Genomic DNA, 26,415 nt, shown 5'->3' with positions numbered 1-26,415 from the left:
TCTATATTTGAAGGTGATTGGATGAAAATTGAAGAAATTAAAAGGGTGCTCGCTGATTTTACCCTTTTTCGTGAATTGAATGATTTTGAAATAACAAAAATCTCTGACATCGCTATTGCTAGGGAATGGAAAAAACATAGTCATGTGTTTCTCCAAGGTGACCCGCTTGAAAATGTCTATTTTATTTATGAAGGAAAAATTAAAATTTATAAAAGTGACATTAATGGCAAAGAACAAATCGTCGCCATTGCTAAAAAAGGTGAGATGTTTCCCCATGTAGGTTTTTTCAGAAAAGGCGAATACCCAGCCTATGCAGAAGTACTTGAGTCCTCAACTCTTATTGCTGTTCCAATTTCAAAATTTGAAACTGTACTGATTGAAAACCCTGAACTATGTATTAAAGTTTTTAAAGTATTAGGAGAAAAAATCGTTGATTTGCAAAATCGTTTAGAAGAACAGATTCTCAATAACACATACGAACAAATTATTAAACTACTGATTCGGCTCGCCCAGAAGCATGGTAAAGAACAAGAAGATGGTACGATCCTTTTAAAGTCCGAATTCACGAATAAGGATCTTGCCAATATGATCGGCACGACAAGAGAAACCATAAGCAGGACGCTAACAAAAATGAAAAAAGATGAATTAATAGAAGTAGATGAAGAAGGCAACATGATCGTAGATGTTGAAATTTTAATGGAAGAAATTAATCTAATCTAAAACCGCAGCAAATCTATGCTGCGGTTTATTATATTTATTTAATTGAGAGCTGTAGCATGTCTTCCATGTCTTCTATAGCTGTTCCAATCAATTTTAGATTAAAGGTGTCCTGAAGGACCTGTAATACCCCTTCAGAGATAAATTCAGGCGGCTTCGGGCCAATGCGGATATCCTGGATTCCTAAGCTAAATAAACCAAGCAAAATAGCACCTGCTTTTTGTTCAAACCAAGATAACACGATGCTGACCGGCAGTTCATTCACTTCACATCCAAATGCATCTGCAAGTGCTAAAGCAATCTTAACAGTTGATCCAGAGTTATTGCATTGACCTAAATCTATATACCGTGGAATATTGGTTCCCGGCACCACACCATAATCCACGTCATTAAAGCGGAATTTTCCACAAGAGGTTGTTAATATAACAGTCTCTGGCGGTAGTGAAGTGGCAAGTTCACGATAATAATTTCCGCCAGGTCCCGGTGCATCACAGCCTGCGATAACAAAGAAACGTTTGATTTTACCAGCTTTGACTGCATCAATTACTTCAGGTGCTAAGCCTAGAACCGTTTCATGATGGTACCCTGTTAACAATGTTTCTTCGGAATCAATTGCTGCTTCAGGAAGCTCTAAAGCTCGGTTAATTAATGGTGTAAAATCATCATTAATAATTTTCTCTACATTTTCAAGACCTGCTACTTCATATGTATACATCCTGTCTGCATATGACCCTTTAATTGGCATTACACAGTTGGTCGTTGCTAGAATCGCTCCAGGGAAATTTTCAAAAAGTCGTCGCTGGTCGTACCAAGCTTTTCCGATATTCCCTTTTAGATGAGTATATTTCTTCAATGCTGGATAGCCGTGCGCAGGTAGCATTTCAGAGTGCGTATAGATATTGATACCCTTTCCCTCTGTTTGCTTTAATAGTTCCTCTAAAGCAAATAAGTTGTGACCTGTAATAATAATACATTTTCCTTCAATTTTGTTTTGGCTGACCCGGATTGGCTCAGGGATGCCTAAACGCTTTGTATGAGCTTCATCTAGCATTTCCATTACGCGGACTGCTGATTGGCCAACTTTCATCGCCATGTCGATATGTTCTTGAACATTAAAATTTGAATTCGTTAAAGTCAAATAAAGGGATTCATGGGTGGTGGCATCGACAAAAGGATCTGTATATCCTAATTGATTAGCATGGGTTCGATAGGCTGCAATTCCTTTTAATGCAAAAATAATCGTGTCTTGTAAGCTAGCAATGGTTTCATCTTTACCACACACACCGATTACATTACAGCCGCCAGATGGAGTTTGTTCACATTGATAACAGAACATTTTAGTTCCTCACTTTCAATTTTATTTCTGCTTTACTATACTAATCGACCAAAATATTTAATGTGATTTACATCACATTTAAAGCAACTGTAATAAATCGTTCATAAAATTATTGCCATTTGATGACGGCACCTACCCAGTTTAGCCAGCATATAATAGTGAGTGAAATATTGGAAAGCGAGGGGAACTTAATGTCATCTAAGGTACCGAGTGATAAGAATGACCCTAAAAAGCCGAAAACAGAAGCTTTTGGCGAGTTAATGAAATCGATGAACGACTTTTTCAATGAAAAACCAATCAAAGGCTTCCTACAATCAATCGATGATTTTTTTAAAAGTCCATTTCCATCTGGATCGAGCTTTCATGTTGACACGATTGAAACAGGTGGGGAATACATCATCTCTGCAGAACTGCCAGGGATAAAAAGAGAGCAAATTCATTTAAACATTTCTGGAAACTATTTAACTATTTCTGTGGAAAATAACGAACTTGAAACCGAGGAAGACGAAATCAATCATTTATATCGACGTAAATACTTACGCCAAAAATCATCAAGAACGGTTTCACTGCCGCATACGATTAATGAAGAGAAAGTGAAAGCATCCTATCGTGATGGTTTATTAAAAATCCGTATTCCACAGGAAAAGGGGAAAATTATTGATATCGAAGACTAAATTCCATTTCCCTTCCATATGAAAAGACGGCTAGTAAAAAAGCCGTCTTTTTGCTGTTAAAACTTAGCTGTTGATTTCCACTCCAGGCGCGTGCGGATCGCGGGCGGTCCGGGGAGCCTCCTTTGGCGCTAAGCGCCTGGGGGGTCTCCCCTGCCCTGTCCTCCCGCAGGAGTCTTCGTGCCTTCCGCTCCCCAATCAACTGGGCTTTTTATTAAGCCTTAAATATTCCACCAAATCCCTTTACAAGTGATGATACTTGGTTAACCGCATTCATCATTTGACCTGCTGTATTCACCATTTTATTTATATCCACTGATCCATCTTGGGACTTGAAGGAATTCATAAACGATTGGACCCCTCCTTGCTGTTTTGGGGTTGCACTTTGCTTAGGATAAGGGTTCATCACTGGATAACCATTCATGGGCATATACTGTGGTTTTTGAACTATTTCTTCCTGTGGCTGTAAAGGGTTCTGGAATAGGAATTGCGAATCTTTTTGCGAAAATGGCTGGCTATTGTATGGCGTATTTTGAGAAACGTAGCCAGGTTGATAGTTTTGACCATATTGCTGGTATACTGGCGGGTAATAAGGAATTTGTTGATTGGGTTGTTGATAAGCGGTCCAATCATAGTTTTGGGGCTGAGCTTGGTAATGGAAGGGTTGATTACTATTAAAAAGCTGCTGATTCCTGATCTGACCAACTGGACCTTGCTGCATCATTTGCCCCGAATATTCATAATTGAGGTAATTAGCTGGCCTTTTTTTGCCAAACATGGGCAAACATCTCCTCCGCTTTTTTATCTACTACACATTATGAAGGAGAGAGAGGAAAGGTGATTCTTTTGAAAAACAATAATTATGTCAAAATGACGAGAATTTTGTCTGAAGTTTAAATATTTTAAAAACTAGGAATCCTTTATTTTCGTGATACGATAGAAAAAAGGATGAAGGAGGAGCTAATAGATATGGACATTCGCGAATTAAAAAGCAAATTTATTCAAAGTCGGGATTATACACCAGATGATGTTAATACATTAATGGATTTTGCTAAGAAAGCGTATATTCAAAACGATATTAACATTAAAGAATATCGTCTTCTTGTCCGTGAACTTGAAAAACAAGGCGCGGTTATACCTGAAACGGATAATGAAAACTCCCTCATCGAACATTCTTAATAATAATTAAAGAGATGCAGCTGCATCTCTTTTCTATTTTTTAACCTCTTTTAATATTTCCAAGAGGAAAAATTCAACCGTACGATTTGCATTTAAAAATCTCGTTTTGCTAGTTTCCGGGAAAAAGGATTGAATTGACAACTGGTCAATATGTTCAGATGTCGTGTCGATTTGCTTTAAATGAAGATGTTTATGGTCCGTTTCAGACAGCCATTTCTTCATGGCATGTTTCCATTGATCATTTATTTCCTTAACTTCATTTGCAAATGGCTTAATCACTTCATGAAAATCATGCTTGAGCCCTGACTCCCTTCCCTCTAGATAGTACTTCATGAATACACTATTATAAGCTAAAAGTTTTTCCGTTAATTGGATAATTTCTTCAGACATCTTTTTAATAAACCCTTTCTTTAAAAAATGGCTCTGTTATACTTGGCTGTTGATTTCCGCTCCAGGCGCGCTCCAATCAACTTGTGCCAAAATCAACAATAAGCTTTAACATAGCCTAAAAAATAAAAAGTAGCAAAGATCTTTATGCTACTTTAATCGTTACTATTATTTTATAGGCAATTAATAGCCCAATTCAAGTTGTAGGGCTCTAGACACATGATTTGGATTGGCACAGGCAATCTCTAAATTAGAAATGGAGTTAACTTTATCAATACTCCGTTCAAGTCCCATTAGTTTTTGTTTTGATACGATTAACTTAGCCTGCTCTTTCTTGTCTAAACTTTTGCGCAGGTCTGAGAAGGATGCTTCAAGCACCACTTCCAATTCTTCTAATTGATCGTATATTTCTGACAACATTGAAATCAACTTTTCCTTATCGGACAATGGCTTATTCATCTATTAAACCCTCCCAGCATTTTCTATTAAGTATAATTATTCTCTTTCTTTTTTCGGCTTCCTTCTACCCTGACAAAACTAGAAGCTATTCGTCAAAGGTAGTGGTAAAATGGCATTTTCCCCCATGTAATTCGACATCAATTAAATCCTGCATGAAAAAATAAAAAAGCGCACAAGCTATTGTTGGAGGTGTTTTTTAATGTCAAAAAATAATAAACAAAACAAAAAGCAGCAAACAGTTCAATCAGATGCAGCAACAAAAACAGGCTACGGTGATAAAAAGCTGGTGGGAGAAAACCGACCTGCCGAATAAAAACTAACCAAAAAGCAAGGGACACTTCCCCTGCTTTTTTATTTCCATTTTTTTAGATGCAAGGTCTTTTGGAGGGCCAACATTAATTGAAGTTGGTTTGATTTAGCAAAGTACCAATCAGTAAGGTGAATGGGGTGACGATGTCGTGCGGGAAGATACAACAAGAAGGGGGATACCCTGCGTTGCGTACTCCAATCCTCATATTTATGTTGATTATGCTTTATAACTGGGAAACTCACTCGCAAAATCGGGGTTTTCAGGCCAGTTTTTATTTTAAAATATTGTTCATAATCATTTCTTGAACCAGTATGCGGCGTTTTTTCAGCGAATTCATAAAAATAAGGAAATAGCCGTGGATGAAAAAGTATGCTGGCTAGTCTTTTACCCAAGTTGATTCTTTTTGAAAGTGATTTGAAACCATTTGCACTTGCCCCATATACTTCTCCCCCGCAGGTTGGAAATAGTACACAACTGAAATGAAACCAATCTTGAAAAGAAAAAAGCTTCGATTGGAAAACCTTTTTCTTATATAGAGGGTGATCAATAACCGGTGTTTGAATGACATTTTGTTCATTTATGATTAATGAAGTGGTTAGTCTGTTCTTATCATTTTCTTTCCAATATCGAAACCATTCTTTTTGGATAAACGAAGAAACATGAAAATAAGGGAGTAAATGAAACATTTTTCGATTTAATTTCGTCGAATATTGGTAGACCAATAACTGGGGATAGACATCATGGAAAATCAACCAATTTGCCCGCTCATAGGTAAGGAAAAGCTGCTTTCTCGTCATGTCCGTTAGTAATTGAGGAAATATTGAACCTTGGAGGTCACACATATTCCACCCCCCATTCCTAGATACCATGCTTGCTAAGAAAGACCAAATGATATCTGGATGTTTCTTAAAAAAAGAAAAGTATGCTTCAGTCCTTGAGATATTATCGACATTTTTTTTATTGGTTTCCTCTTGAATTTGACGAATGATTGTTCGTTCCTGTATTGTAAGATGATTCATATTCATCTTCCCTTAAGTTTTTTTAATAGATTATTAGTACTATGATTGAGTTTAAATTCTTTTATGAGAAATGCATCATGTATAAATTTAGCAGTCACAGTACAATTGTTATTAGAGTGTGTATGCAAATGTATTTTATACACCCCATTCTCTTCAAGATTTGATATGATAAGGAAGAGTTTGAGAGGTGTAAAACGTGAACTTTAACTATCCAAATGGAAAAAGATACTTACCAAGAGAACAGAACACAGAAAATATCAATAATAAAAAAAAGAAAAATGGCTCTTATAGTAACAGAGGAATGACACTTGAGGAAGATTTAAATGAGACAAATGAATATTACCGTGCGAGAAAAGTAGCTGTTATTCATAAGAAACCAACGCCGGTTCAAATTGTCCAAGTTGATTATCCAAACCGCAGTGCTGCTGTAATTAAAGAGGCATATTTCAAACTTGCCTCCACCACGGATTATAATGGTGTTTATAAAGGAAAGTATATTGATTTCGAAGCTAAAGAAACACAGAACCCTACCTCTTTTCCATTAAAGAATTTCCATCAACACCAGATACAGCATATGGAAGAAGTCCTGGATCAAGGAGGTATTTGTTTTGTTATCCTTCGTTTTACAAGATATGAGCAGGTTTTTTTACTCGAAGCAAAACACTTGTTAACATTTTGGAAACGAATGAATAATGGCGGCAGAAAATCAATAACCAAAGAGGAAGTGGAAAAACAAGGACATCAGATCCCACTTGGTTTTCAACCGCGAATTGACTATATTAAAATTATAGATAAGCTTCATAATTGAGAAAAGGCTTGAAAGGAAGGAATATTACCATGTCAGAACAGTACCAATCAAGAGAGGAGCGCCGAAAGAAACTCCAAACCAAAGGTAAACCAAAAACCAAGAAAAAATCGGGTGGATTAATAAAGAAAATTTTTCTAACCCTAGTGGCCCTTGGTATTATTGGAATACTTTCGGGAGTGGGGACTTTCGCCTACTTAGTAAAGGATGCTCCCGTACTTGACCCAAAATTATTAAAAGATCCAATCCCTTCGAAGATTTTAGATAAAGATGACAAGTTGATTACTGAAGTAGGTGCAGTTAATCGGGAATATGTAAATTACAACGACATACCACAAGTAGTTGAAAATGCCATCTTGGCAACCGAGGATTACCGTTTCTACAAACACCATGGTATTGACCCGATTAGATTAGGCGGTGCTGTGTTAGCTAATTTCCAACATGGATTTGGATCTGAAGGTGCCAGCACAATCACACAACAAGTGGTTAAAAACTCATTTTTAACTCCCGAAAAAACCTTAAAGCGGAAAGTCGAAGAAGCCTGGCTATCTTATCAGCTTGAACAGCAATATACTAAACACCAGATTTTCGAGATGTATGTAAATAAGGTTTATGTTTCTGAAAATAGCCATGGTATTGCAACTGCCGCAAAAATTTATTATGGAAAAGAATTAAAAGATTTAACATTATCAGAGGCTGCCCAAATTGCTGGGATGCCGCAAAGTCCCAATAATTATAACCCATTCGATCATCCTGGTTTAGCTGAGAAGAGACGAAATATTGTCTTGACGTTAATGCACCAGCATGGTTTTATTTCTAAGCAAGAGATGGAAAATGCGAAAAAGGTTTCAGTTAAGTCGACCGTTCTAAATGAACAACAACGTAAAGTTAATGAAAAACCCTTTGATTCATTTGTGGATGCAGTTATTGATGAAGTGAAAGAAACATCTGATTTTGATATCTTTACAGATGGTTTAACAATCCATACGACTCTAGATCCAGATGCGCAATCATATGTTGAAGACATTCTTAATAAATCAGACATTGTTGATTATCCTGATGATGAATTCCAAGCTGGGGTTGCTCTCCTTGATACAAAAACTGGAGAAATTCGGGCAATTGGAGGCGGGAGGAACCAGAAAGTAAAACGTGGGTTTAACTATGCCATCGATACACAACGTCAACCAGGTTCAACAATCAAGCCTGTGCTTGATTATGCTCCCGCGATTGAATATTTAAATTGGGGAACCTTTGAAATGATTGAGGATAAACCAATAACCTATTCATCTGGGAAAAAGTTTGGGAACTGGGACCAAAGCTATAAAGGACCGATGACGATTAGAACTGCACTGCAATTATCACGAAACTCACCAGCCGTTCAGACTCTACAGCAGGTTGGTCTTGATAAAGCGAAAGACTTTGCAGTTGGTTTAGGTATTCCTTTAAAAGAAATTTTTGAATCCTACGCAATTGGCGGTTTTAAAACGGGGGTTTCCCCACTTGAAATGGCTGGTGCCTATAGCGCCTTTGGCAATAATGGCATTTATACAAAACCACATGCTATTAGAAAAATCAAGTTGCGTGATGGAACCTTTATTAGCACAGAACCTGAACCAAAAGTGGTAATGAAAGATTCGACCGCTTTTATGATTACCGATATGTTAAAAAGTGTCCTCGTATCTCCTGGGACAGGAACAAGGGCAAAAGTTCCAGGACTTCCAATCGCCGGTAAGACCGGTACAACGAATTATACAGATGAGGAAATACAAAAATGGGGTATTCCGAGCAGCAGGTCCGTTCCTGATGCCTGGTTTACTGGATATACAACTAATTACACTGCGTCTATTTGGACAGGATACAAAAACCGAAGTACACCTATCAACGCGGTCGGAAATAATCAACGTTTAGCCCAATTAATTTTTAAAAACTTAATGGAACATGTATCAAAGGATATCGATACACCTGACTTTACTATGCCAAACAGCGTTCAAAGAGTAAGTATTGAAAGAGGCTCGATGCCGCCGGTATTGGCAAGTAAATATACCCCTGGAAGTCAAGTTATTACTGAGTATGCTGTGAAAGGTCATGCACCTAAACGTGTCTCCCAAAGGTATGACAAACTGAATGCTCCGAAAAAACTAAATGCCAAATATGATGAAGTAAATAAAAATATTACCTTAACATGGGATTACAATAATTTAAAAGAGGCAAATGTTACTTTCTCTGTAACGGTAAATAGCGGGACTGGTCAAAAGCAATATAATCAAGCAGAAACATCTTTAAGCATCCCTGCAGTACCTGGTACTAAATATTCTTTCACGATTGTGGCAATCAGTGGTGATCGAACTAGTAATCCAGCAACTGCTGCAATTGACATACCACTACCTATTCAAGAAGAAAACCCAGGTAATACCAATCCTGGCAATGGTGCAAATCCAGGAAATGGAAACGGGAACGGCAATGGTACTGGTAATGGCAACGGTACTGGTAATGGCAACGGTACTGGGAATGGCAACGGTACTGGGAATGGCAACGATACTGGTAATGGTGATGGTACTGGTAATGGCACAGGTACTGACAACCAAGATGACGGCGTTACTACTCCACCAGATACCCCGGTCGACAATGGGACAGTAAATGGAGCAAATTCAGGTACACCTACAACATTACCCTAACTAAAAAGAATAGTAAAAAAGCGTCTAACCTTTAGGTTTAGACGCTTTTTTTAGTATACTTCTTTTCGAATACAGCTTTTCTTGCTCAACCATTAACTCTGATAACTGCCGATATGAATGATATAGATTTGGTCTAGACATGATAAAACCTAACCGTTCTTCCACATTGACAGGTTTAAACTCAAATTTATTAGAGTTAAAAGGTTCATCCAGAGTTGCAGGCAATTCATTTGACCAAGACAAGAACTGAATAAACATTAAAATTCCCTTTTCCATCAACACTTTTGCGTTTTGATAATCTCGTTCACGAAATAATGCTTCGAGCTGGACCTTACTATTTTCCCATTCCTTCAATAGGCTGGAAATGTTCTCAACCTTTTTATCCATTGATAGATACCTGACCTTTCATCCGCTTTTTACCCTCCCTGCATAGCCCTACTAGTGGGCAGCTTGGACATTGTGGATTTTGGGCTTTACAATGATAGCGGCCGAAAAATATCAAACGATGATGTGTAACTGACCATTCGTCTTTTGGAATCTTCCTCATTAATGTTTTTTCCACTTCGAGTACAGAATCCTTCCAACGGCAAATCCCTAAACGCTTACTCACTCTTTCAACGTGAGTATCTACTGCTATAGCAGGTACATTAAAAGCAACGGACACAACTACATTTGCTGTTTTCCTGCCCACACCAGGCAGCTTTGTTAACTCATCACGATCCATTGGGATTTCACCTTTATACTCTTCTAATACCATTCGGGAAAGGCTTTGAATGTTTTTAGCTTTATTTCGGTAAAGGCCAATCGAACGTATGTCGTTTTGTAATTCTTCTAGTGAAACCTCAAGATAATCCTCAGGTGTTTTGTATTTTTCAAATAACGATTTAGTCACTTTATTTACGAGCACATCGGTACATTGTGCCGATAAGGCCACAGCAATGACTAGTTCGAATGGATTTGAATGATTTAATTCACAGTGGGCTTCTGGAAACATCGCACCCATTTGATCAAGGCAATAACGGATTTGGGTATTATTCAACATATCTATCACCTACTACTATTAAAATGAATAAAACGAGAGATAACTCCCTCGTTAATCAAGATTATTGTTCTAACCAATTGTAAAAGGGCACAGTTGGTTGATGTGTTTCACCCTTCACAGTTCCTTTAGGTGTTTGCTTTTGACGAAATTTAAGTCCATGGGTTTTCGCTTGCTCTATCGTTTTTATCCCATTTTTCTTCCACTCAAAAAGAATTCTATCAATATACCGGAAGTTTAATTTTCCAGACATTACAGCTTCCCGTAAAGCTGCTTTGATAATAATTGGATCGTGATGATCATCATCCATCCACATGGCTAGGGATTCACATTCAAATGGAGATAACGGTCGGCCAAATTCCTTCTCAAAGCAAGTATAAAGGTCGGTTTCGTCTGCTTTCTTATCTGTTTCCTTATTACTTTTATTATTTTTCAAGAAATGCTCAACAAGTCTTTCCCATAAAGGGATGACAGAATACTTTTCATATCGGATACCTTCATTCGTATATTCATCGGTAATTTCGATAAAACCTCTTTGAATCAACTTTCTAAGCATTTCATTACATTCCGAAATGGAAATCGTCATTCGTGCCGATAACTCATCTGGTGTAGGGAATTCATGCCCCTTTTCTAAAAAGGTTAGTATATTTAATAAAAGAACAAGTTCAAATTCATTTAAATTTAGATTACGGTATTCAGAAAATAATAATGTTGGAACGGTGATATTACCTTCTTGAATCCATGCTAAAAAGTTTGTTTTCATCATTAGGACACCTCCAGTTAAGTATACCACGAACAAATTATCCGAGTAAGAGTTTTAGGCATCCATCTTTGGTAACTAAAAGCAAAAAGCCTGCAGACCTTAGCAGACTTTTTACGTTTTTAATTATTGACAATGCTTGATTTGGATGTAACAAATTGGTGAATTCTCTCCACTGCTTTTTCCAATAATTCTAAAGAAGTTGCATAGGAGAGTCGAATATTGTCAGGAGTTCCAAAGCCTGAACCTGGGATAACAGCGACTTTGGCATCGACCAGCAAGGCTTCAACAAAAGCATCAACATTTTGATATCCTGTCAATTCAGCAGCTTTTCTTACATTTGGATAAAGGTAAAATGCTCCTTGCGGTTTCACACATGTTACACCGGGAATCGCTACTAGTTTATCAAAAATAATTGATAATCTTTTTTCAAATGCCTGGCGCATATCTTCTACTGGCTGTTGTGAGCCATTGTAAGCAGCGATTGCTGCATACTGGGCTGTTGTTGTCGGATTAGATGTACTATGACTTGCGAGGTTTGTCATCGCCTCAATAATTACTTTATTTCCAGCCGCGTACCCGATTCTCCAACCTGTCATCGAATGTGATTTAGAAACGCCATTAATTACAATGGTTTGGTTTTTAAATTCTGGAGAAAGTTGTGCGATCGAAACATGTTTATTTTCCCCATAAACTAGCTTTTCATAAATTTCATCTGAAACAATGAGAATATTTTCCTCAAGACAAACTTTGCCTAACTCATAAAGTTCTTCTGCTGTATACAACACACCCGTTGGATTGCTAGGTGAATTAATTATAACAGCTTTCGTATTTTTCGTAATGGCGCTCTTTAATTGCTCTGGGGTTACTTTAAATTGATTTTGCTCTAATCCTTCGATATACACAGGAACGCCGCCTGCTAATTTGACTTGCTCTGGATAGCTGACCCAATATGGAGTAGGGATTATTACCTCATCACCATCATTTAATAGGACTTGAAATAATGTATAAAGAACGTGTTTAGCTCCATTTCCTACAATGATTTCATTCAGTTTATATGTTAACCCTTGGTCTGCTTCAAATTTCTTAATAATTGCTTTTTTTAATGCAGGTAAGCCTGCTGATGGGGTATACTTCGTATGCCCTTCATTCATGGATTGTGACGCAGCATCTAAAATATATTGTGGAGTATTAAAGTCAGGTTCACCTGCTCCCAAACCGATAACGTCTTCACCTTGTTCCTTTAATTCCTTTGCTTTTGCAGTAATTGCTAATGTTGTTGAAGGTGTAAGTGCCTTCACTCGATTTGCTAATTCCACTACCATAAATATTTCCTCCATTCTCCATTACATCTATAGGTTTTCGATTTTCTTTAGCCATTCACCTGTCTCAAAGTGAACATAGTAATAATTTATTAAATTATTATTAGAACGATAATATATTTCCCACAATGGGATATTTTTTTCCATGCCAAGTCTCACTGAAATAACCTTTTTAGGACTTTTTTCTTGTATAAGTTTCTGAATGGCTTCTTCTTTTGATAAACCATCCTTTGCTTTTTTCACGTAAACTTTTTTACTTTTTTCAGGAATCCAAACGATAATTTTTTCACCATTATTACTTTTTCCCTCAATGACATTAACAGTTTCTATGCCATTATATATATGAAAATCCTCAACTTCTTTTATAGATATTTCCTTGTTGGCTAGTGCGACCGCTTTTTTCTCTGCAGCTTTAACAGGATACACAGATGTGAAGTACACTTTTATTAATAAGCCAAAAATCACTACTATAAATATTACTATAAATATAATCCACTTTTTCATAAGCACTCACTTCTTTATGTACGATAAATGGTAAAAATCGCTGTATTTTTATCTTCTTGATCAAGTGCCAATCCAAACATAAGATCTTTTTGCTTCAAGGTTCGATTAAGGGCATCAACAATTTTATACAAATCCGGACTGTGCTGGATTTTTACTGTTGATAACACTTCAATTTTACTTTCCATCCGTTTTCCTCCAATATTTGCCTATTTCTCTACAATAATTGATAAATCTCAACCATTATTATAACAGGTGGAAGCAAAAAGCGGGTCTGTGATTATATGAATTTTTCTAATTTTTTCTTAGTTATCCTCTTCAACAGGGATCGTTATTACTTCATAGTTTGAATCGGTGAATTTTATCGTGACGGTACCATGTTTTTTGGTAGTATAGATTTCTGACCAAGTTTCATGGAGATCGACAAGAATATCTGGGTCATGCCCCTCTTCTTCCGGTGCAAATAGAATCGAAATTTGCGGATTTAAATACTGGATTAATTTTTCAGATAAAGAGTCCTCCATTGCACAATTAGGAATCTTAAAAACATTAATATTTTCCAAATTCTTCTTCATCAAGGTTTCCTCCGCATGTGGTGTAAATGAAGTCATCAGGAAAATGCGGTGATTAAAAAAATCCAGTGTCAAATCCATGCCCTCATTGGGTTCATTTCCAACAAATTGGACCACTGCAGTCAATTCCGGAAGAATGGTTTTTTTTGTGTCCTCACCCCAGGTGACGACTGCAGGTTTATTTGGTAAGCTTAGTTTGTTTGTTATTTGGGCAGATAACTCCGGTGTTGTGATAATTTCTTTAATACTATACTTCGTTATTAGCCTATTGATTTGTTTTTCTGAAAGCTCCAGATTGTTCTTTGTAAGAATTAGCTTCGAAATTTTCTTCACATCATAAAGATAAAGCCATCCTTCCAATTCTGCATCCGTCTCTTTCCCGCCGGCATTTACCAAGATATTTTCACCATTTGAGCCTTGAATAAGGGTTGAATCACCTTCAGACAGGCCTAAAAAAGTAACAGCAACTTCATGATCCTTAATATTTAAGTCAATGTTTTCAATATTATTTACAGTAGTCGTCTTTGATGCCTCTACCATGAGTGTCGATTGAATGAATATGGACAGTAATAATAGTAAGGTTCTCATGACACACCTCCCATAATATAGGATGTGTTTTTTACCAAATATTATCCAGTATATTAGACAATTGGTCCGACTGATTTATTATAACCAAGAGTCAATAATTTCAGCTAACTCATCCATCTTACCCTTTTTTATAGGAACATTGGGAATTGATTTCAAAAAGGCCTTACCATACTTGGTCGTTACAATTCTTTTATCAAAAACCACAATAATTCCACGGTCATTTTCCGTACGAATTAACCGACCAAATCCTTGTTTAAATCTTAGGACCGCTTCTGGTAGTGAGTATTCAGAAAAAGCATTACCCCCGCGTTTTTCGATTAACTGACATTTTGCCTCTGTTAAAGGTTCATCAGGGGGACTAAATGGCAGCCTAACAATTACAAGGCACGATAAGTCCTCACCAGGTATATCTACCCCTTCCCAGAAACTGCTTGTCCCTAGCAATAATGCCTTATCATATCTCTGGAAATTTCTAGTTAGCCTAGTTCGGCTGCCACTGGTTATCCCTTGGGCAATCATTGCATAGTCATGCAAAAAACCACTTTCTTTAATTAGTTCATAGGTTTTCTTTAGCATGTCATAGGCGGTAAATAGAATCAGCATTCTTCCTTTTGTTGCCTCTGCAATTGTGATGATATGCTCAGTAATTGAAATGACATAATCTTCTAACGATACCGTGTTTATTTCTGGTAAGTCTTCAGGTATTAAGAGTTGTACCTGTTGATTATATTCAAATGGCGACGGAATGTTCAACTGTATCGTTGAAACCGGATCAAGTCCAATTTCCTTCATGATATAGTCAAATGATTTATTCACAGTCAAAGTAGCAGAAGTGATCACTACCGCTTTTTTAAGTTGAAAAAATTGTGCCTTTAGTTGGTCGGCCACAGATGCTGGCTGAGCTAAAAAGGTTGTAACATTTTGCGGTGAACGAATATCTATTTCAATCCATTTTACATCGTTCGTTTTTTTAATAAAGGAATGAATAACCGTGTCTCTTAATTCTGATAGATCATTTAGAAAGGTTTGGATTTCTTCCATTTTATTTTCTTGGGAACGTGTTAACGAATTACTTTCCCTTTTGATCCATTCGAGTCGTTCAATAATGACTGAATGAAAATCCTTAAGTAAAAAGGCAAACCTTTCTGCACTATGTACAAGTGCCTTTTTTTCTTTTACCTCGTCTTGAAGAGAAAAGCGCACCTTGGCACGGTTAATTCCTCTTTTATTTGTAAGCTTGGCTTTTGCAAAAATTGCAATCAATTGAAAAAATTCGTCTGTTTCAAAAGCAAGGTCAACATTTATTTGATTTAACTTAGTTGCAGGTGCCATCATCTCAGGTTTCTTTGGTACAGAAGCAATTAGCTTCTCCAATTCATAAAAGAGCTGTTTTTGTTCTAAAACACCAAATTGACCCAATAAGAGCCGAGTGGATAAGTAATCTAATGTATGACCAAAAAACTGACTTGCTACTTTTTCAAAATGATGTCCTTCATCAATGATAGCGAAAGAAAAATCGGGCAAAATTGTGCCTTCTCCTTTAATATCACTTAATAGCAAAGAGTGATTGGTAATAATAATATCGGCAGTTTGCGCATTTCTTTTGGCCTTCAAATAAAAATCTCTTTCTTGCCAAGCTTGGTTCTGCATAAACATAGCGGGTTCGTTCTTAATTTTATTCCAGAATATTTGCCCGCCGCTTGATAGGTTTAACTCATCCCGATCACCTGTTTCAGTTTCAATCAGCCAAACAAGAATTTGCATTTTGGTTAACCCTGTATCGTAATTATCACTATCATCTGCAAGTGTCTGATTAAACTTTTCTAAACTAATATAATGATTCCTTCCCTTTAGGAGAACAGAGTTAAGCTTAAAGGGCAAAATTTTATCTAAGATCGGGATTTCATTTTTTAGAATTTGTTCTTGTAACTGAATGGTATGCGTGCTTACAACTATAGGAAGCTCCTTTTGCCTTGAAAAGTAGGCAATCGGCAGCAGGTACCCAAGTGATTTTCCGACACCGGTTCCAGCTTCAATCAATGTATGGTTTTCATTTTGAAAGGATTGATACACAGTATCCATCATGGTAAATTGGCCTGTCCTCTTCTCAAAGGCTGCAAAGGCTTGTTTTACTAGCTCGGTTTTTTCATCCTCACTTGCAGGATATTGATATTCTTTACCTTCATCCTTCGTTCCTGACTGCTCAGAAAGCCTTTTTAAGGCTATCCCCTTAAAAATCTCGAACGACTCCGAAAATTGTTCAATCGTGTCATCTTTGTTTACGAGTATTTCATCAAGAAACTGCTGTAGATCACTTTTGAGACCGCCAGAAAGATGTGCAAGCTGTTTTAGCGTTACTCTAGGTAAGGATGTCAAACGCTCTAAAAGAATTAAGAAAAGCTCAGCAGTTACCTGTGCATCACTATCAGCTTGGTGGGGGCGATCATGATTAAGATTTTCTTTCTCTGCTAAATCCGATAACTTATAACCATCAGCTGTCGGATAAAGTATTCTTGCCATTTCCACCGTATCAAGAACAGGGCCAAAGAACCCTTCCTGACCCGATTGGATTAATTCTTCCTGAAGAAAAGACAAGTCAAATAACACATTATGTGCAACAAAATAAGCCCCATCCAGTAAAGCCGTGACCTTTTCTGCTATTTCCGAAAATAGGGGAGCATCCTTCACCATGTCATCATTTAAGCCGGTCAATTCTTCAATAAATATTGGAATGGATCTTTTCGGATTTATTAATGACGAAAATGTTTCTGTGATTTTTCCATTTTCAATGACCACAGCAGCAAATTGGATGATTTTGTCACCCTTTTTTGGAATGTTTCCCGTTGTTTCCAAATCAATTACGACGAATTTATTTATCATTTCATTAACACCCCAAACCTTCGTTCATTAGAACGGTATCACATTATCTTCAAAAGAAAAAGTAAACAATACTAGGATGCTTCCCATTCTACCATTATCTTTACGATCTTTTTTATATTTATTATATAAAACAGTCGTAAAAAAAGAAAAATCCCCGAAATTGGGGATTACATGATGGTTAGAGCTGGTTCTGCATTGATTAGTTCTTTAATCCGATTGTCTTCATCCATGATCGCTACTTTAGGTTTATGTGCTGCTACCTTTTCTTCAGCAATAAGGGCGTAGGAAATGATAATAACGATATCACCTTTTTGAACCAAGCGGGCAGCTGCACCATTTAAACAAATGATACCACTACCTCTCTCGCCAGGAATAATATAGGTCTCTAGACGCGCACCATTGTTATTGTTAACAATTTGCACCTTTTCATTTGCAATCATTCCAACTGCATCTAATAAGTCCTCATCAATCGTGATACTGCCTACATAATTTAGATTAGCCTCTGTAACAGTTGCTCGATGGATTTTTCCGTTCATCATGTTGCGAAACATTATATTCCTCCCCCGTTCTCTTTTTTCTATCAATCTAAATTCGTAATGTAATTGTCTATTAATCGTACCTTCGTAAATTTTACAGCCAGTGCAATAATAATTGTACCCTCTAATTTTTCCAGTTGCTTTAATTGTGGATAGGAGTAGATTTGGACATAATCAATTGTACCCGTTGATTCATTGGTAATCATTTCACTAATCATACTAATTAATTTCGCTGGATTTCGCTCACCTTCATTAATTGCTGCCACTGCAGCTTGAAGGCTGTGATACAGTACAGGAGCTTCTTGTCTTTCCTTGGGCAGAAGATTAACATTCCGAGAACTCTTAGCAAGTCCATCATTTTCACGAACGATATCGACTGCAATAAGTTCCACAGGAATATTAAAATCAGAAACTAACCCTTCAAGAACTGCCACCTGCTGGGCATCTTTTTTCCCAAAATAAGCTCTTGTTGGCATGATAATGTTAAAGAGTTTTGTTATTACTGTAGCGACGCCATCAAAATGGCCTGGGCGTGATTTCCCACATAAAACATCCGTGCGATCACGGACGTTAACTTTAACCGAAGGCTCGTTTGGATACATTTCCTCAACGGATGGATGGAAAAGAAAATCGACCATTTCACTTTCAGCCAAGGCGCAATCACGATCAAGATCACGCGGGTATTCAGCATAATCCTCTTTTGGTCCAAATTGTAATGGGTTAACAAAAATGCTTAGAACAACGATATCATTATCTTGTCTTGCTTTATTTAAAAGTGTTAAATGACCTTCATGCAAAAATCCCATTGTTGGTACAAAGCCAATCGATTTTTCTTGGAGCTTATGTTTATTTATTATTGCCTGCATTTCCATAATGGTTGAGATAACCTTCATTTCGTACCTCCATAAAGCTCTTTCAGTTCCTGTTCCTTCATTGTGAAAGAATGTTTTTCTTCAGGAAACCGTTCATTTTTAACGTCAGCTGCATAGGCTTGAATTGATTCAATCATAAATGGATTGACAGCATGATATTGTTTGACGAACTTCGGTACGCGATTAACGCCATAGCCCAGAATATCATGATAAACGAGAACTTGACCATCGACCGCAACTCCGGCCCCAATACCAATAACTGGAATAGAAATCATTTGGGCAACTTCCTCGGCCAGTTGTTTTGGTACACATTCAAGAACGATAGCAAAGGCACCGGCTTCTTCACATTTCTTTGCGTCTTGGAGCAATTTCCTTGCTGCTTGGGCATCTTTCCCTTGTACTCTATATCCACCTAATACACCTACAGATTGAGGGGTTAACCCCAAATGGGCACAGACAGGAATACCGGCTCTAGTTAAAGCAGTAATTTTTTCAATAACATCATCTGCACCTTCTAGTTTAACCGCATGTGCACCCGTTTCTTGTATTAGTCTGGCAGCATTTAATAATGTATCTCGAACAGATAAATGATAAGTTAGAAACGGCATATCAGCGAGAATAAAGGTATCTTTTGCTCCACGTTTTACAGCTTTTGTATGATGGATCATGTCGTCAAGCGTTACTGGTATGGTTGAGTCATAACCAAGGACTACCATCCCAAGAGAGTCTCCCACCAATATAACGTCAACTCCGCCCTCTTCAGCTTGCTTAGCCGAAGGGTAATCATACGCGGTTAACATAACGATTTTTTCATTATTTTCCTTCATTTTCAAGAAATCTGTTGTTTGCTTCATCAATTTTCCCTCCTTTTATATGGGAGAGGGGATAAAAAGATTTTAAAAGAGCAAATAAAAAGATCCTTCTGAAGGCAGAGGATCCCAGTTACACTTTTAACATGCTTCATCCCTCTGTCCCGGTCCGCTATACGGATCTAGGCAGAAACCTTATTAATTGTTAGTTTCGTAAAGGTGCAGTTCTCATTGGATACTGCCCATTGGATAGAATTATAACAAATTCTACGAAAAGTTCAAGCTTTTAAAACTCAATATCCGCAGAATAGATATGATGAATCGTACCGGTCAAATCCTCTAACTGCAGCACTCCATCATTGGTTATTCCTAGTGCTTTTCCTTCAATGGTATTCGTAAGGGTTCTAGCTTTTATGTATTTTCCGATACTGCCGGCATAACCCTCCCATAAAAGCTTTATTGGAATAAATCCTTGTTCTAGATACAGCGTATATAATTTTTCAAAGTGTTTGAAAATAGATCTAATTAACTCTGCTCTCGAAACAGTTTCTCCATCCTCGATAAATAGGGAAGTAGCTATTTCTTGAAGTTCTAACGGGAAATCTTCTTTCTTCTGATTCACATTTATACCAATTCCTATGATAATTGAATGAATAAGGTCGGCCTCCGCTTGTAATTCCGTTAATATTCCCGTTACTTTCTTTCCGTTAATAAGAATATCATTCGGCCATTTTATTTCCGGAGTAAGGTCTGTCATTTCTTCAATGGCTTGAACAATCGCAACTGCTGCGAGCAATGTCAATTGTGGCGCATTGCTTAGGGGTATATTTGGACGTATAATCATACTCATCCATATACCTGTATATTTTGGAGAATGCCATTTTCGGGCCATTCTACCCCTGCCTGACAACTGCTCTTCTGCGATGATGACCGTGCCTTCCGGGGCATCTTCTGAAGCAAAGTGATGGGCAAGCTTTTGGGTAGACTCCACACTTTCTACATAATGGATATTTCTCCCTATAAAGTTTGTGGTTAAGCCAAGCCTTACCTCATCTGCAGTCACTTTCTCGGGAGTTTTTAGAATCCGGTAACCTTTGTTTCTAACGGCTTCTAATTCAAATCCTTCCTTCCTTAATTCCTCAATATGCTTCCATACTGCCGTCCTTGAGCAGCCAATGAGTTCTGCTAGATGCTGCCCTGATAAAAAGGTTTCACCTGCAGTTGTAAAGGCATCAATTAATTCTTTTCTTATTTCTGATTGCACTTCATTAGCCACTCCTTGATCTTTTCTTTGTCGTTATCTAGATTTCCGGCTAGAATATTTTCTTCGATGGTTAAAAGCGTCTCCTTAAGCCATGGTCCACCTCTTTTATTGAACCAATCCATTACGTCATTTCCAGTCACATTCATTTCTGAACGGTCTTTTATCGGCAGGGTTTCATACAGCTTAATCAAATGTTCAATCGATTGAACTTCGTTGGTCCCATTAATAACATGGTAGAGCTTTTCCGTTGATAGGATATGTTCACGACCAGCAGAATATAGGTGATATATGGTCCAATCTTGTTCAAGTCTTTTTGTAAGGAAATGAACAACTTGTTGAATCTCTCTTATTTCTTTAAGTGCAAGCCGCCACTCTTTTAAAAATAACTCTATCTCTTTTTCTTTTAAATTTATACAGAAAATTAAGAGTGACCACATTTCATTTTTATTAAGATTCACACTTTTAAAACTACGGAACTCCTCTAATTGCTGCCTCTTTCCCTTCAAACCTGGTAAATAAGAATAAATATTTGCTTCAAGGAGAATATTCAACGCTTTAGTCTTATTTTTACCAATTAAGAGTTTCTCAAACTCCGCCCTTTTTCTCTCTACAGCAATGTTATCAAGCAAGTGAACAAGCTTTGCTAATGCTTGAACCGTACCTCTTTCGATCTGAAAAGAGAGTTGGCTTACAAACCTAACTGCTCTCATCATTCTTAAGGCGTCTTCTTGGAAGCGGTCATTCGGACTTCCAACTGTTTGAATTATTCTTTCTTGAATGGCTATAAATCCATTAAATGGGTCAATTAATTTTCTATTTCTGTCCATTGCAATAGCATTCATTGTAAAATCTCTGCGCTGTAAATCCTCTTTTAAGTTGCGGATAAAGGTAACCTCTTTGGGTCTTCGATAATCTTGATAGTCTGATTCGGTCCTAAAGGTGGTAATTTCATATCCTCCATTATTTACAAGAACAAGAACTGTTCCATGTTCGATTCCAATATCCACTGTTTTTGGAAAAATCCTTTTCACTTCATCGGGGGTTGCGCTTGTTGCAATATCAACGTCATTAATCTCTCGTTTTAACAGAAAATCTCTAACGGAGCCACCAACAAAATAGGCTTCAAAGCCAGCATCCTCTAGCTTTTTTAATACAGGACTTGCTGCTAAAAATGGGTCAATCATTTACTTCACCTTAATTCAGTAAATTAAAATATATTTGTTCATATTGTTCAACAATTTGGTCAGCCTTAAATTTAGTTTTTGCTGTCTCCACAGATTGTTTGGAAAATTGCTGATGAAGGTCCTGATCAACTAAAATGGCTAATGACTTATTAGAGATATCGTCGATGTCGCCTACTTCACAAATAAATCCATTCATTCCATGATTAATAACTTCTGGTACACCACCAACATTCGTACCGACACAAGGAACTCCACATGCCATCGCCTCTAATGCAACAAGTCCAAAGCTTTCCTTTTCCGATAATAACAGCATTAAATCACTGATGGAGTACAATTCCTCTAGGCTCTCTTGTTTACCTAAGAAAATGACTTGATCTTCTAGTCCAAACTCTCTGACAAGTTTACAGATGATGGTCATTTCAGGGCCATCACCGACCAATAGTAGCTTGGCTGGCATTACAGATGCAATCTTTGCAAAGGACTTTACTACATCTTGTACCCGTTTCACTGGACGGAAATTGGAAACGTGAATAATTACCTTTTCATCTTCTTTTATCCCAAATTCTGACTTTAAAGCACGTGCATCACTTTTTTTATAAATGCGGTCATCAATAAAGTTATACACTGTTTCAATTTGTTTATCTGGATTGATCAACTCATAGGTCTGGTCCACTAAAGCCTTGGAAACTGCTGTTACCACATCCGATTTTTCAATTCCAAATTTAATCGCATCTGTCAAAGAAGGATCATACCCCAAAACCGTTATATCGGTACCATGTAATGTCGTGACAATTTTAATATCTCGATGACTCATTTGCTTTGCTAGTATTGCACATACAGCGTGAGGAATAGCATAGTGGACGTGTAGCAGATCTAATTTTTCCCGATTAGCCACTTCCGCCATTTTACTTGCTAAGGCAATATCGTAAGGTGGGTACTGAAACACGGAATATTGATTCACTTCAACCTGATGATAATAGATATTATGGTACATTTTATTTAATCTAAATGGGATACTTGATGAGATGAAATGAATTTCATGTCCCTTTTCAGCGAGCATTTTCCCTAATTCCGTCGCTACTACACCTGAACCACCTACTGTCGGATAGCAAGTAATACCAATTTTAAGTTTCCTCATGTTTATTCTCCTATCAAATCACGATTCAAAAGGATTGGAACTTTCGTTTTGAACCCTTCAGCAAATGTAACACCAACCAACTTACCAAACATTCTTTCCCTTGACTCAACAGTTTCAATATACCCATTTACAAGCGGAGTACTATAGGTTTTTTCTGTTTGCTCGAATTGGCTTTTGTACTCCCTCAATGCTTGGAGTTTTTTATCCATATATTGAGTAATATCAATGGTGAAATCTGGTTTATGAAAACCATTAATCATATAAAAATAAACTCTTTCCACCCGATGTGCAGGTTCATTACCTTCTGTTACATATTTTCTTATGGCAGATGAAAAAACAGCTTCCTCCACTAAACTAGCACAATGACCATGGTCAGGATGGCGGTCTTCAAAATAAGGTGCAAACACACTCTGAGGCTTGTATGTTCTAATAATCCTTGCAATCTCTCTTATGTATTCGTCTTTAAGAAATAATCCTCTATCTGGAAAACCCAGTGATGTACGCATAGAGACGTTTAGTATCCCTGCAGCCTTTGCCGCCTCCTCTTTTCTTAGGGGTACATTCCCATTTGAAGAAAGGTCGGCATCTGTTAAGTCACAGATACCAACTTGTTTCCCTTGGGAGGTCAATTTAGCAATCGTTCCAGCCATGCCAATCTCGACATCGTCCGCATGTGCACCAAATGCAAGGACATGAAGGTGCTGATTAATCATTGATTGCACCATTCTCTTTATTTAGATTTCTCCACTCAATAAGCCCCAGTTCTAGGCCTCTTATTAATAATTCTGCAGTTCCCATATTAGTAGCAAGTGGAATCGAGTATACATCACATAGTCTAACCAATGCTGTTACATCTGGTTCATGTGGCTGTGATGTTAATGGGTCACGGAAGAAGAAAACAGCATCCATTTTATTTTGGGCAATCATTGCTCCGATTTGCTGGTCACCGCCAAGGGGTCCAGATTGAAAACGAGTTATACTTAGACCCGTTGCCTCACTAATTCGCTGTCCAGTTGTCCCAGTCGCAAATAATGTATGCTTCGAAAATATATTTTGATAAGCAGTCGCGAACTGAACCAAATCATTTTTCTTTTTATCATGAGCTATTAAGGCGATATTCATATATTTACTCCCTATTCTAAAATATTTTCTAGTCCATAAACAAAAGTATTATGTGTCATTACAGATTCTACTGCCACTTTTACACCCGACATAAAAGAGCCGCGATGGTATGAATCATGCCTTATTGTTAGAGTCTGACCATCAGATCCAAATAACACCTGTTGGTGGGCAACAAGTCCAGGCAAGCGTACCGAGTGAATATGCATTCCATCGAACGTTGCACCCCGCGCACCTTGGATCGTTTCTTTCTCATTTGGGTGCCCCTGATTTTTTTCCTCACGAACTGCAGAAATCATTTCTGCTGTTTTTACAGCTGTTCCTGAAGGAGCATCCAGTTTTTGATCGTGATGCAATTCAATAATTTCTATATCGTTAAAATATTTCGCAGCCATTTGTGAGAATTTCATCATTAACACAGCACCAATGGCAAAATTCGGAGCAATAATACATCCCAGTTTTTTCTCATGACAAATATGTTCTAATTCCTCTAAATCTTTTGCAGTAAAACCTGTTGTTCCAACCACCGGTCGAACATTGTTTGTAAGTGCAGTTTTTGCGTGATGCATGCCCACCTCAGGTGTGGTTAGATCAATCAAGACATCCGCATGGACATTTTGCAGGCATGTTTCGATATTTTTATAAACGGGTACGTTATGTATTGAATGAAAGCCTTCCAAGTCGCTAAGCATCATTCCATCATATTTATGATCCACAACAGCTAAAAGTTCAAAATGATCAATATTCGTTACTAACTTCACTGCTTCACTGCCCATTCGGCCGCGGGGACCAGCGATGATAATTTTAATTTGTTCCATTAAGTTCACTCCATTTTTTCTTCATTAATTCTTGTCCACCGATTTTTGTCTCTTGTCTTAAATTTTTCCATTACATAATTATGTGCATCTTCTAAGCTGATATTTAAAGAGTTAGCAAAACAAATTAATACAAATAAAAGATCACCAAGTTCTTCTTCGATGGCCTTTTCAGTTTCACTTGTTTTTTTGGGTTTCTCACCATAATAATGGTTTACTTCTCTCGCAAATTCACCTAGTTCTTCTGTAAGTCTTGCTAGCATCGCAAGCGGACTGAAATACCCCTCTTTAAATTGACTAATGTACAAATCTACTTCTTGCTGAAGGTCTTTCATCGTCTTTTCTTTGGCCATGTATTTCACCTCATCAATAAGACTGATTATTATGTCCATATCCTTATTCTATTGTTTATGTTAGCTAAATTAACGCCGATTTACAAATGTTTTCATTTATATTACCCTCTTTTACTGTACTCATTGCCCTAACATTTTTTATTCGATATAATAAAAACCGCCATATAAGAGAATTTATGGTAGAGGGGGGTTATTAATGTTACATGGTCTTAAAGTAAAAAACATATTATTTATCCTATTGGGAGCAGCGATAATGTCGTTTGGCCTTGTCAATTTTAATATGCAAAACAAACTGGCAGAAGGCGGCTTCACAGGCATCGCACTTCTATTTTATTTCTTGTTTAAATGGGATCCATCCTATTCAAATCTATTCTTAAATATACCACTTTTTTTTATTGGGTGGAAATTGTTAGGACGTAATACATTTTTATATACGATATTTGGGACAGTCGGGGTGTCCATTTTTTTATGGATATTTCAACGCTATTCCATTGATATGCCACTTCAAAGTGATTTAACATTAGCTGCATTATTTGCAGGGGTTTTTACAGGCATTGGTTTAGGCGTGATCTTCCGTTATGGAGGAACTACAGGAGGAGTAGACATTATTGCTAGGCTTGTCCAAAAATATGCAGGCTGGAATATGGGAAAAACAATGTTCTTGTTTGATGCATGTGTTATCGCTTTATCTTTGGTAACATACTTAAATTATAAACAAGCAATGTACACACTCGTAGCTGTGTTTATCGGCGCTAGAGTAATTGATTTCATGTTAGAAGGTGCTTATTCAGCGCGAGGAGCTATGATTATTTCGGAAAAGAACGAGCAAATTGCCTCTAAGATTATGGAAGAAATGGACCGAGGAGTAACAGTCCTAAAGGGATACGGCTCTTACACTAAAAGTGAGCGTGAAGTCTTATATTGTGTTGTCGCAAAAAATGAAATAGTCAGTTTAAAAAATGTAATAACTTCCGTTGATCCCCATGCATTTGTCTCCATCACAATTGTTCATGATGTCCATGGAGAAGGTTTCACACTCGATGAAAATAAAATGCCTTTAGTAGACTAAAAAAGCAATGTCCGCGTTTGGACATTGCTTTTTCTT

The 26,415-nt window shown here is 37.3% G+C and carries 29 protein-coding genes; 6 read left to right on the top strand and 23 right to left on the bottom strand.

What is annotated here, in order from left to right; all coding sequences use genetic code 11:
- The first annotated feature begins 21 nt into the window (after positions 1–21).
- On the top strand, positions 22–720 hold the full coding sequence (locus QF028_RS05850; protein ID WP_429464494.1) for a Crp/Fnr family transcriptional regulator: 699 nt from the start codon (positions 22–24) through the stop codon (positions 718–720).
- Between the two features lie 34 nt (positions 721–754).
- Here QF028_RS05850 and hcp read toward each other — a convergent pair whose 3' ends face one another.
- Entirely contained in the window at positions 755–2,053 is a 1,299-nt protein-coding gene (gene hcp / locus QF028_RS05845; protein WP_429464493.1) for a hydroxylamine reductase, read from the bottom strand.
- 191 nt (positions 2,054–2,244) lie between these two features.
- On the opposite strand from hcp, the gene QF028_RS05840 reads away from it, so the two are divergent.
- Positions 2,245–2,727 (top strand): Hsp20/alpha crystallin family protein, encoded by a 483-nt coding sequence (locus QF028_RS05840; RefSeq protein WP_088088761.1) that lies wholly within the window; start codon positions 2,245–2,247, stop codon positions 2,725–2,727.
- Positions 2,728–2,938: 211 nt separating this feature from the next.
- On the opposite strand, the gene QF028_RS05835 is transcribed toward QF028_RS05840, so the two are convergent.
- Positions 2,939–3,502, bottom strand: coding sequence for a YppG family protein (locus tag QF028_RS05835; RefSeq protein WP_410886048.1), 564 nt, complete (start codon positions 3,500–3,502; stop codon positions 2,939–2,941).
- Between the two features lie 191 nt (positions 3,503–3,693).
- Between QF028_RS05835 and yppF the strand changes: the two genes are divergently transcribed.
- Complete coding sequence (yppF, locus tag QF028_RS05830) at positions 3,694–3,903, top strand: YppF family protein (protein WP_098931669.1); 210 nt, start codon at positions 3,694–3,696, stop codon at positions 3,901–3,903.
- Positions 3,904–3,936: 33 nt separating this feature from the next.
- Here yppF and QF028_RS05825 read toward each other — a convergent pair whose 3' ends face one another.
- The 3 genes from QF028_RS05825 to QF028_RS05815 form a co-directional block, all read right to left on the bottom strand.
- Entirely contained in the window at positions 3,937–4,293 is a 357-nt protein-coding gene (locus QF028_RS05825; protein WP_429464492.1) for a DUF1798 family protein, read from the bottom strand.
- 180 nt (positions 4,294–4,473) lie between these two features.
- Positions 4,474–4,749, bottom strand: coding sequence for a hypothetical protein (locus QF028_RS05820; protein WP_168244888.1), 276 nt, complete (start codon positions 4,747–4,749; stop codon positions 4,474–4,476).
- Positions 4,750–5,100: 351 nt separating this feature from the next.
- The gene (locus QF028_RS05815) at positions 5,101–6,078 is read right to left on the bottom strand and encodes a DUF2515 domain-containing protein (protein ID WP_429464491.1); all 978 of its coding nucleotides are present in this window, start codon (positions 6,076–6,078) and stop codon (positions 5,101–5,103) included.
- 196 nt (positions 6,079–6,274) lie between these two features.
- Here QF028_RS05815 and recU point away from each other — a divergent pair, with 196 nt between their 5' ends.
- Together recU and QF028_RS05805 are read left to right on the top strand one after the other, a co-directional pair.
- Positions 6,275–6,886 (top strand): Holliday junction resolvase RecU, encoded by a 612-nt coding sequence (gene recU / locus QF028_RS05810; protein WP_429464490.1) that lies wholly within the window; start codon positions 6,275–6,277, stop codon positions 6,884–6,886.
- 29 nt (positions 6,887–6,915) lie between these two features.
- Entirely contained in the window at positions 6,916–9,558 is a 2,643-nt protein-coding gene (locus QF028_RS05805; protein WP_429464489.1) for a transglycosylase domain-containing protein, read from the top strand.
- A gap of 24 nt (positions 9,559–9,582) precedes the next feature.
- On the opposite strand, the gene QF028_RS05800 is transcribed toward QF028_RS05805, so the two are convergent.
- The 18 genes from QF028_RS05800 to QF028_RS05715 form a co-directional block, all read right to left on the bottom strand.
- Positions 9,583–9,945, bottom strand: coding sequence for a YpoC family protein (locus QF028_RS05800; protein ID WP_429464488.1), 363 nt, complete (start codon positions 9,943–9,945; stop codon positions 9,583–9,585).
- Positions 9,938–10,600 (bottom strand): endonuclease III, encoded by a 663-nt coding sequence (nth, locus tag QF028_RS05795; RefSeq protein ID WP_168244893.1) that lies wholly within the window; start codon positions 10,598–10,600, stop codon positions 9,938–9,940. The genes QF028_RS05800 and nth overlap by 8 nt, the downstream gene beginning before the upstream one ends.
- Before the next feature lie 61 nt (positions 10,601–10,661).
- Positions 10,662–11,363 (bottom strand): DnaD domain protein, encoded by a 702-nt coding sequence (locus tag QF028_RS05790; protein WP_429464487.1) that lies wholly within the window; start codon positions 11,361–11,363, stop codon positions 10,662–10,664.
- A gap of 116 nt (positions 11,364–11,479) precedes the next feature.
- Entirely contained in the window at positions 11,480–12,676 is a 1,197-nt protein-coding gene (locus QF028_RS05785; protein ID WP_429472193.1) for a pyridoxal phosphate-dependent aminotransferase, read from the bottom strand.
- Positions 12,677–12,709: 33 nt separating this feature from the next.
- Positions 12,710–13,183, bottom strand: a complete 474-nt coding sequence (locus QF028_RS05780) for a DUF5590 domain-containing protein (RefSeq protein WP_429464486.1) — start codon at positions 13,181–13,183, stop codon at positions 12,710–12,712.
- Between the two features lie 14 nt (positions 13,184–13,197).
- Positions 13,198–13,368, bottom strand: coding sequence for a YpmA family protein (locus tag QF028_RS05775; RefSeq protein WP_088088772.1), 171 nt, complete (start codon positions 13,366–13,368; stop codon positions 13,198–13,200).
- A 117-nt stretch (positions 13,369–13,485) separates the two neighbouring features.
- Positions 13,486–14,340 (bottom strand): hypothetical protein, encoded by an 855-nt coding sequence (locus QF028_RS05770; protein ID WP_429464485.1) that lies wholly within the window; start codon positions 14,338–14,340, stop codon positions 13,486–13,488.
- A 78-nt stretch (positions 14,341–14,418) separates the two neighbouring features.
- The gene (gene dinG, locus QF028_RS05765) at positions 14,419–17,220 is read right to left on the bottom strand and encodes an ATP-dependent DNA helicase DinG (protein ID WP_429464484.1); all 2,802 of its coding nucleotides are present in this window, start codon (positions 17,218–17,220) and stop codon (positions 14,419–14,421) included.
- Positions 17,221–17,387: 167 nt separating this feature from the next.
- Positions 17,388–17,771, bottom strand: coding sequence for an aspartate 1-decarboxylase (gene panD, locus QF028_RS05760; protein ID WP_429464483.1), 384 nt, complete (start codon positions 17,769–17,771; stop codon positions 17,388–17,390).
- Between the two features lie 29 nt (positions 17,772–17,800).
- Positions 17,801–18,649 carry a pantoate--beta-alanine ligase gene (gene panC / locus QF028_RS05755; RefSeq protein WP_429464482.1) on the bottom strand — a complete coding sequence of 283 codons (849 nt, stop codon included), beginning with the start codon at positions 18,647–18,649 and terminating at the stop codon, positions 17,801–17,803.
- Positions 18,646–19,482: a 3-methyl-2-oxobutanoate hydroxymethyltransferase gene (panB, locus tag QF028_RS05750; protein WP_429464481.1), complete on the bottom strand. Its 837-nt coding sequence runs from the start codon at positions 19,480–19,482 to the stop codon at positions 18,646–18,648. The genes panC and panB overlap by 4 nt, the downstream gene beginning before the upstream one ends.
- 241 nt (positions 19,483–19,723) lie before the next feature.
- On the bottom strand, positions 19,724–20,701 hold the full coding sequence (locus QF028_RS05745; RefSeq protein ID WP_429464480.1) for a biotin--[acetyl-CoA-carboxylase] ligase: 978 nt from the start codon (positions 20,699–20,701) through the stop codon (positions 19,724–19,726).
- Positions 20,686–21,885, bottom strand: coding sequence for a CCA tRNA nucleotidyltransferase (locus QF028_RS05740; protein ID WP_429464479.1), 1,200 nt, complete (start codon positions 21,883–21,885; stop codon positions 20,686–20,688). Before QF028_RS05740 ends, QF028_RS05745 begins: the two co-directional genes overlap by 16 nt.
- Positions 21,886–21,895: 10 nt before the next feature.
- Positions 21,896–23,023: an N-acetyl-alpha-D-glucosaminyl L-malate synthase BshA gene (gene bshA, locus QF028_RS05735; RefSeq protein WP_429464478.1), complete on the bottom strand. Its 1,128-nt coding sequence runs from the start codon at positions 23,021–23,023 to the stop codon at positions 21,896–21,898.
- Between the two features lie 2 nt (positions 23,024–23,025).
- On the bottom strand, positions 23,026–23,736 hold the full coding sequence (gene bshB1, locus QF028_RS05730) for a bacillithiol biosynthesis deacetylase BshB1 (RefSeq protein ID WP_429464477.1): 711 nt from the start codon (positions 23,734–23,736) through the stop codon (positions 23,026–23,028).
- On the bottom strand, positions 23,729–24,145 hold the full coding sequence (gene mgsA / locus QF028_RS05725; protein ID WP_168244905.1) for a methylglyoxal synthase: 417 nt from the start codon (positions 24,143–24,145) through the stop codon (positions 23,729–23,731). Before mgsA ends, bshB1 begins: the two co-directional genes overlap by 8 nt.
- An 11-nt stretch (positions 24,146–24,156) precedes the next feature.
- Positions 24,157–24,960 carry a 4-hydroxy-tetrahydrodipicolinate reductase gene (dapB, locus tag QF028_RS05720; protein WP_429464476.1) on the bottom strand — a complete coding sequence of 268 codons (804 nt, stop codon included), beginning with the start codon at positions 24,958–24,960 and terminating at the stop codon, positions 24,157–24,159.
- 5 nt (positions 24,961–24,965) lie between these two features.
- On the bottom strand, positions 24,966–25,310 hold the full coding sequence (locus QF028_RS05715; protein ID WP_214997579.1) for a nucleotide pyrophosphohydrolase: 345 nt from the start codon (positions 25,308–25,310) through the stop codon (positions 24,966–24,968).
- 196 nt (positions 25,311–25,506) lie between these two features.
- Between QF028_RS05715 and QF028_RS05710 the strand changes: the two genes are divergently transcribed.
- Complete coding sequence (locus tag QF028_RS05710) at positions 25,507–26,379, top strand: YitT family protein (protein ID WP_429464475.1); 873 nt, start codon at positions 25,507–25,509, stop codon at positions 26,377–26,379.
- Positions 26,380–26,415 lie beyond the last annotated feature (36 nt).

The sequence above is a fragment of the Neobacillus sp. B4I6 genome, from assembly GCF_050434045.1.
Taxonomy (GTDB): domain Bacteria; phylum Bacillota; class Bacilli; order Bacillales; family Cytobacillaceae; genus Neobacillus.
This window is presented reverse-complemented; position numbering and strand designations above follow the sequence as displayed.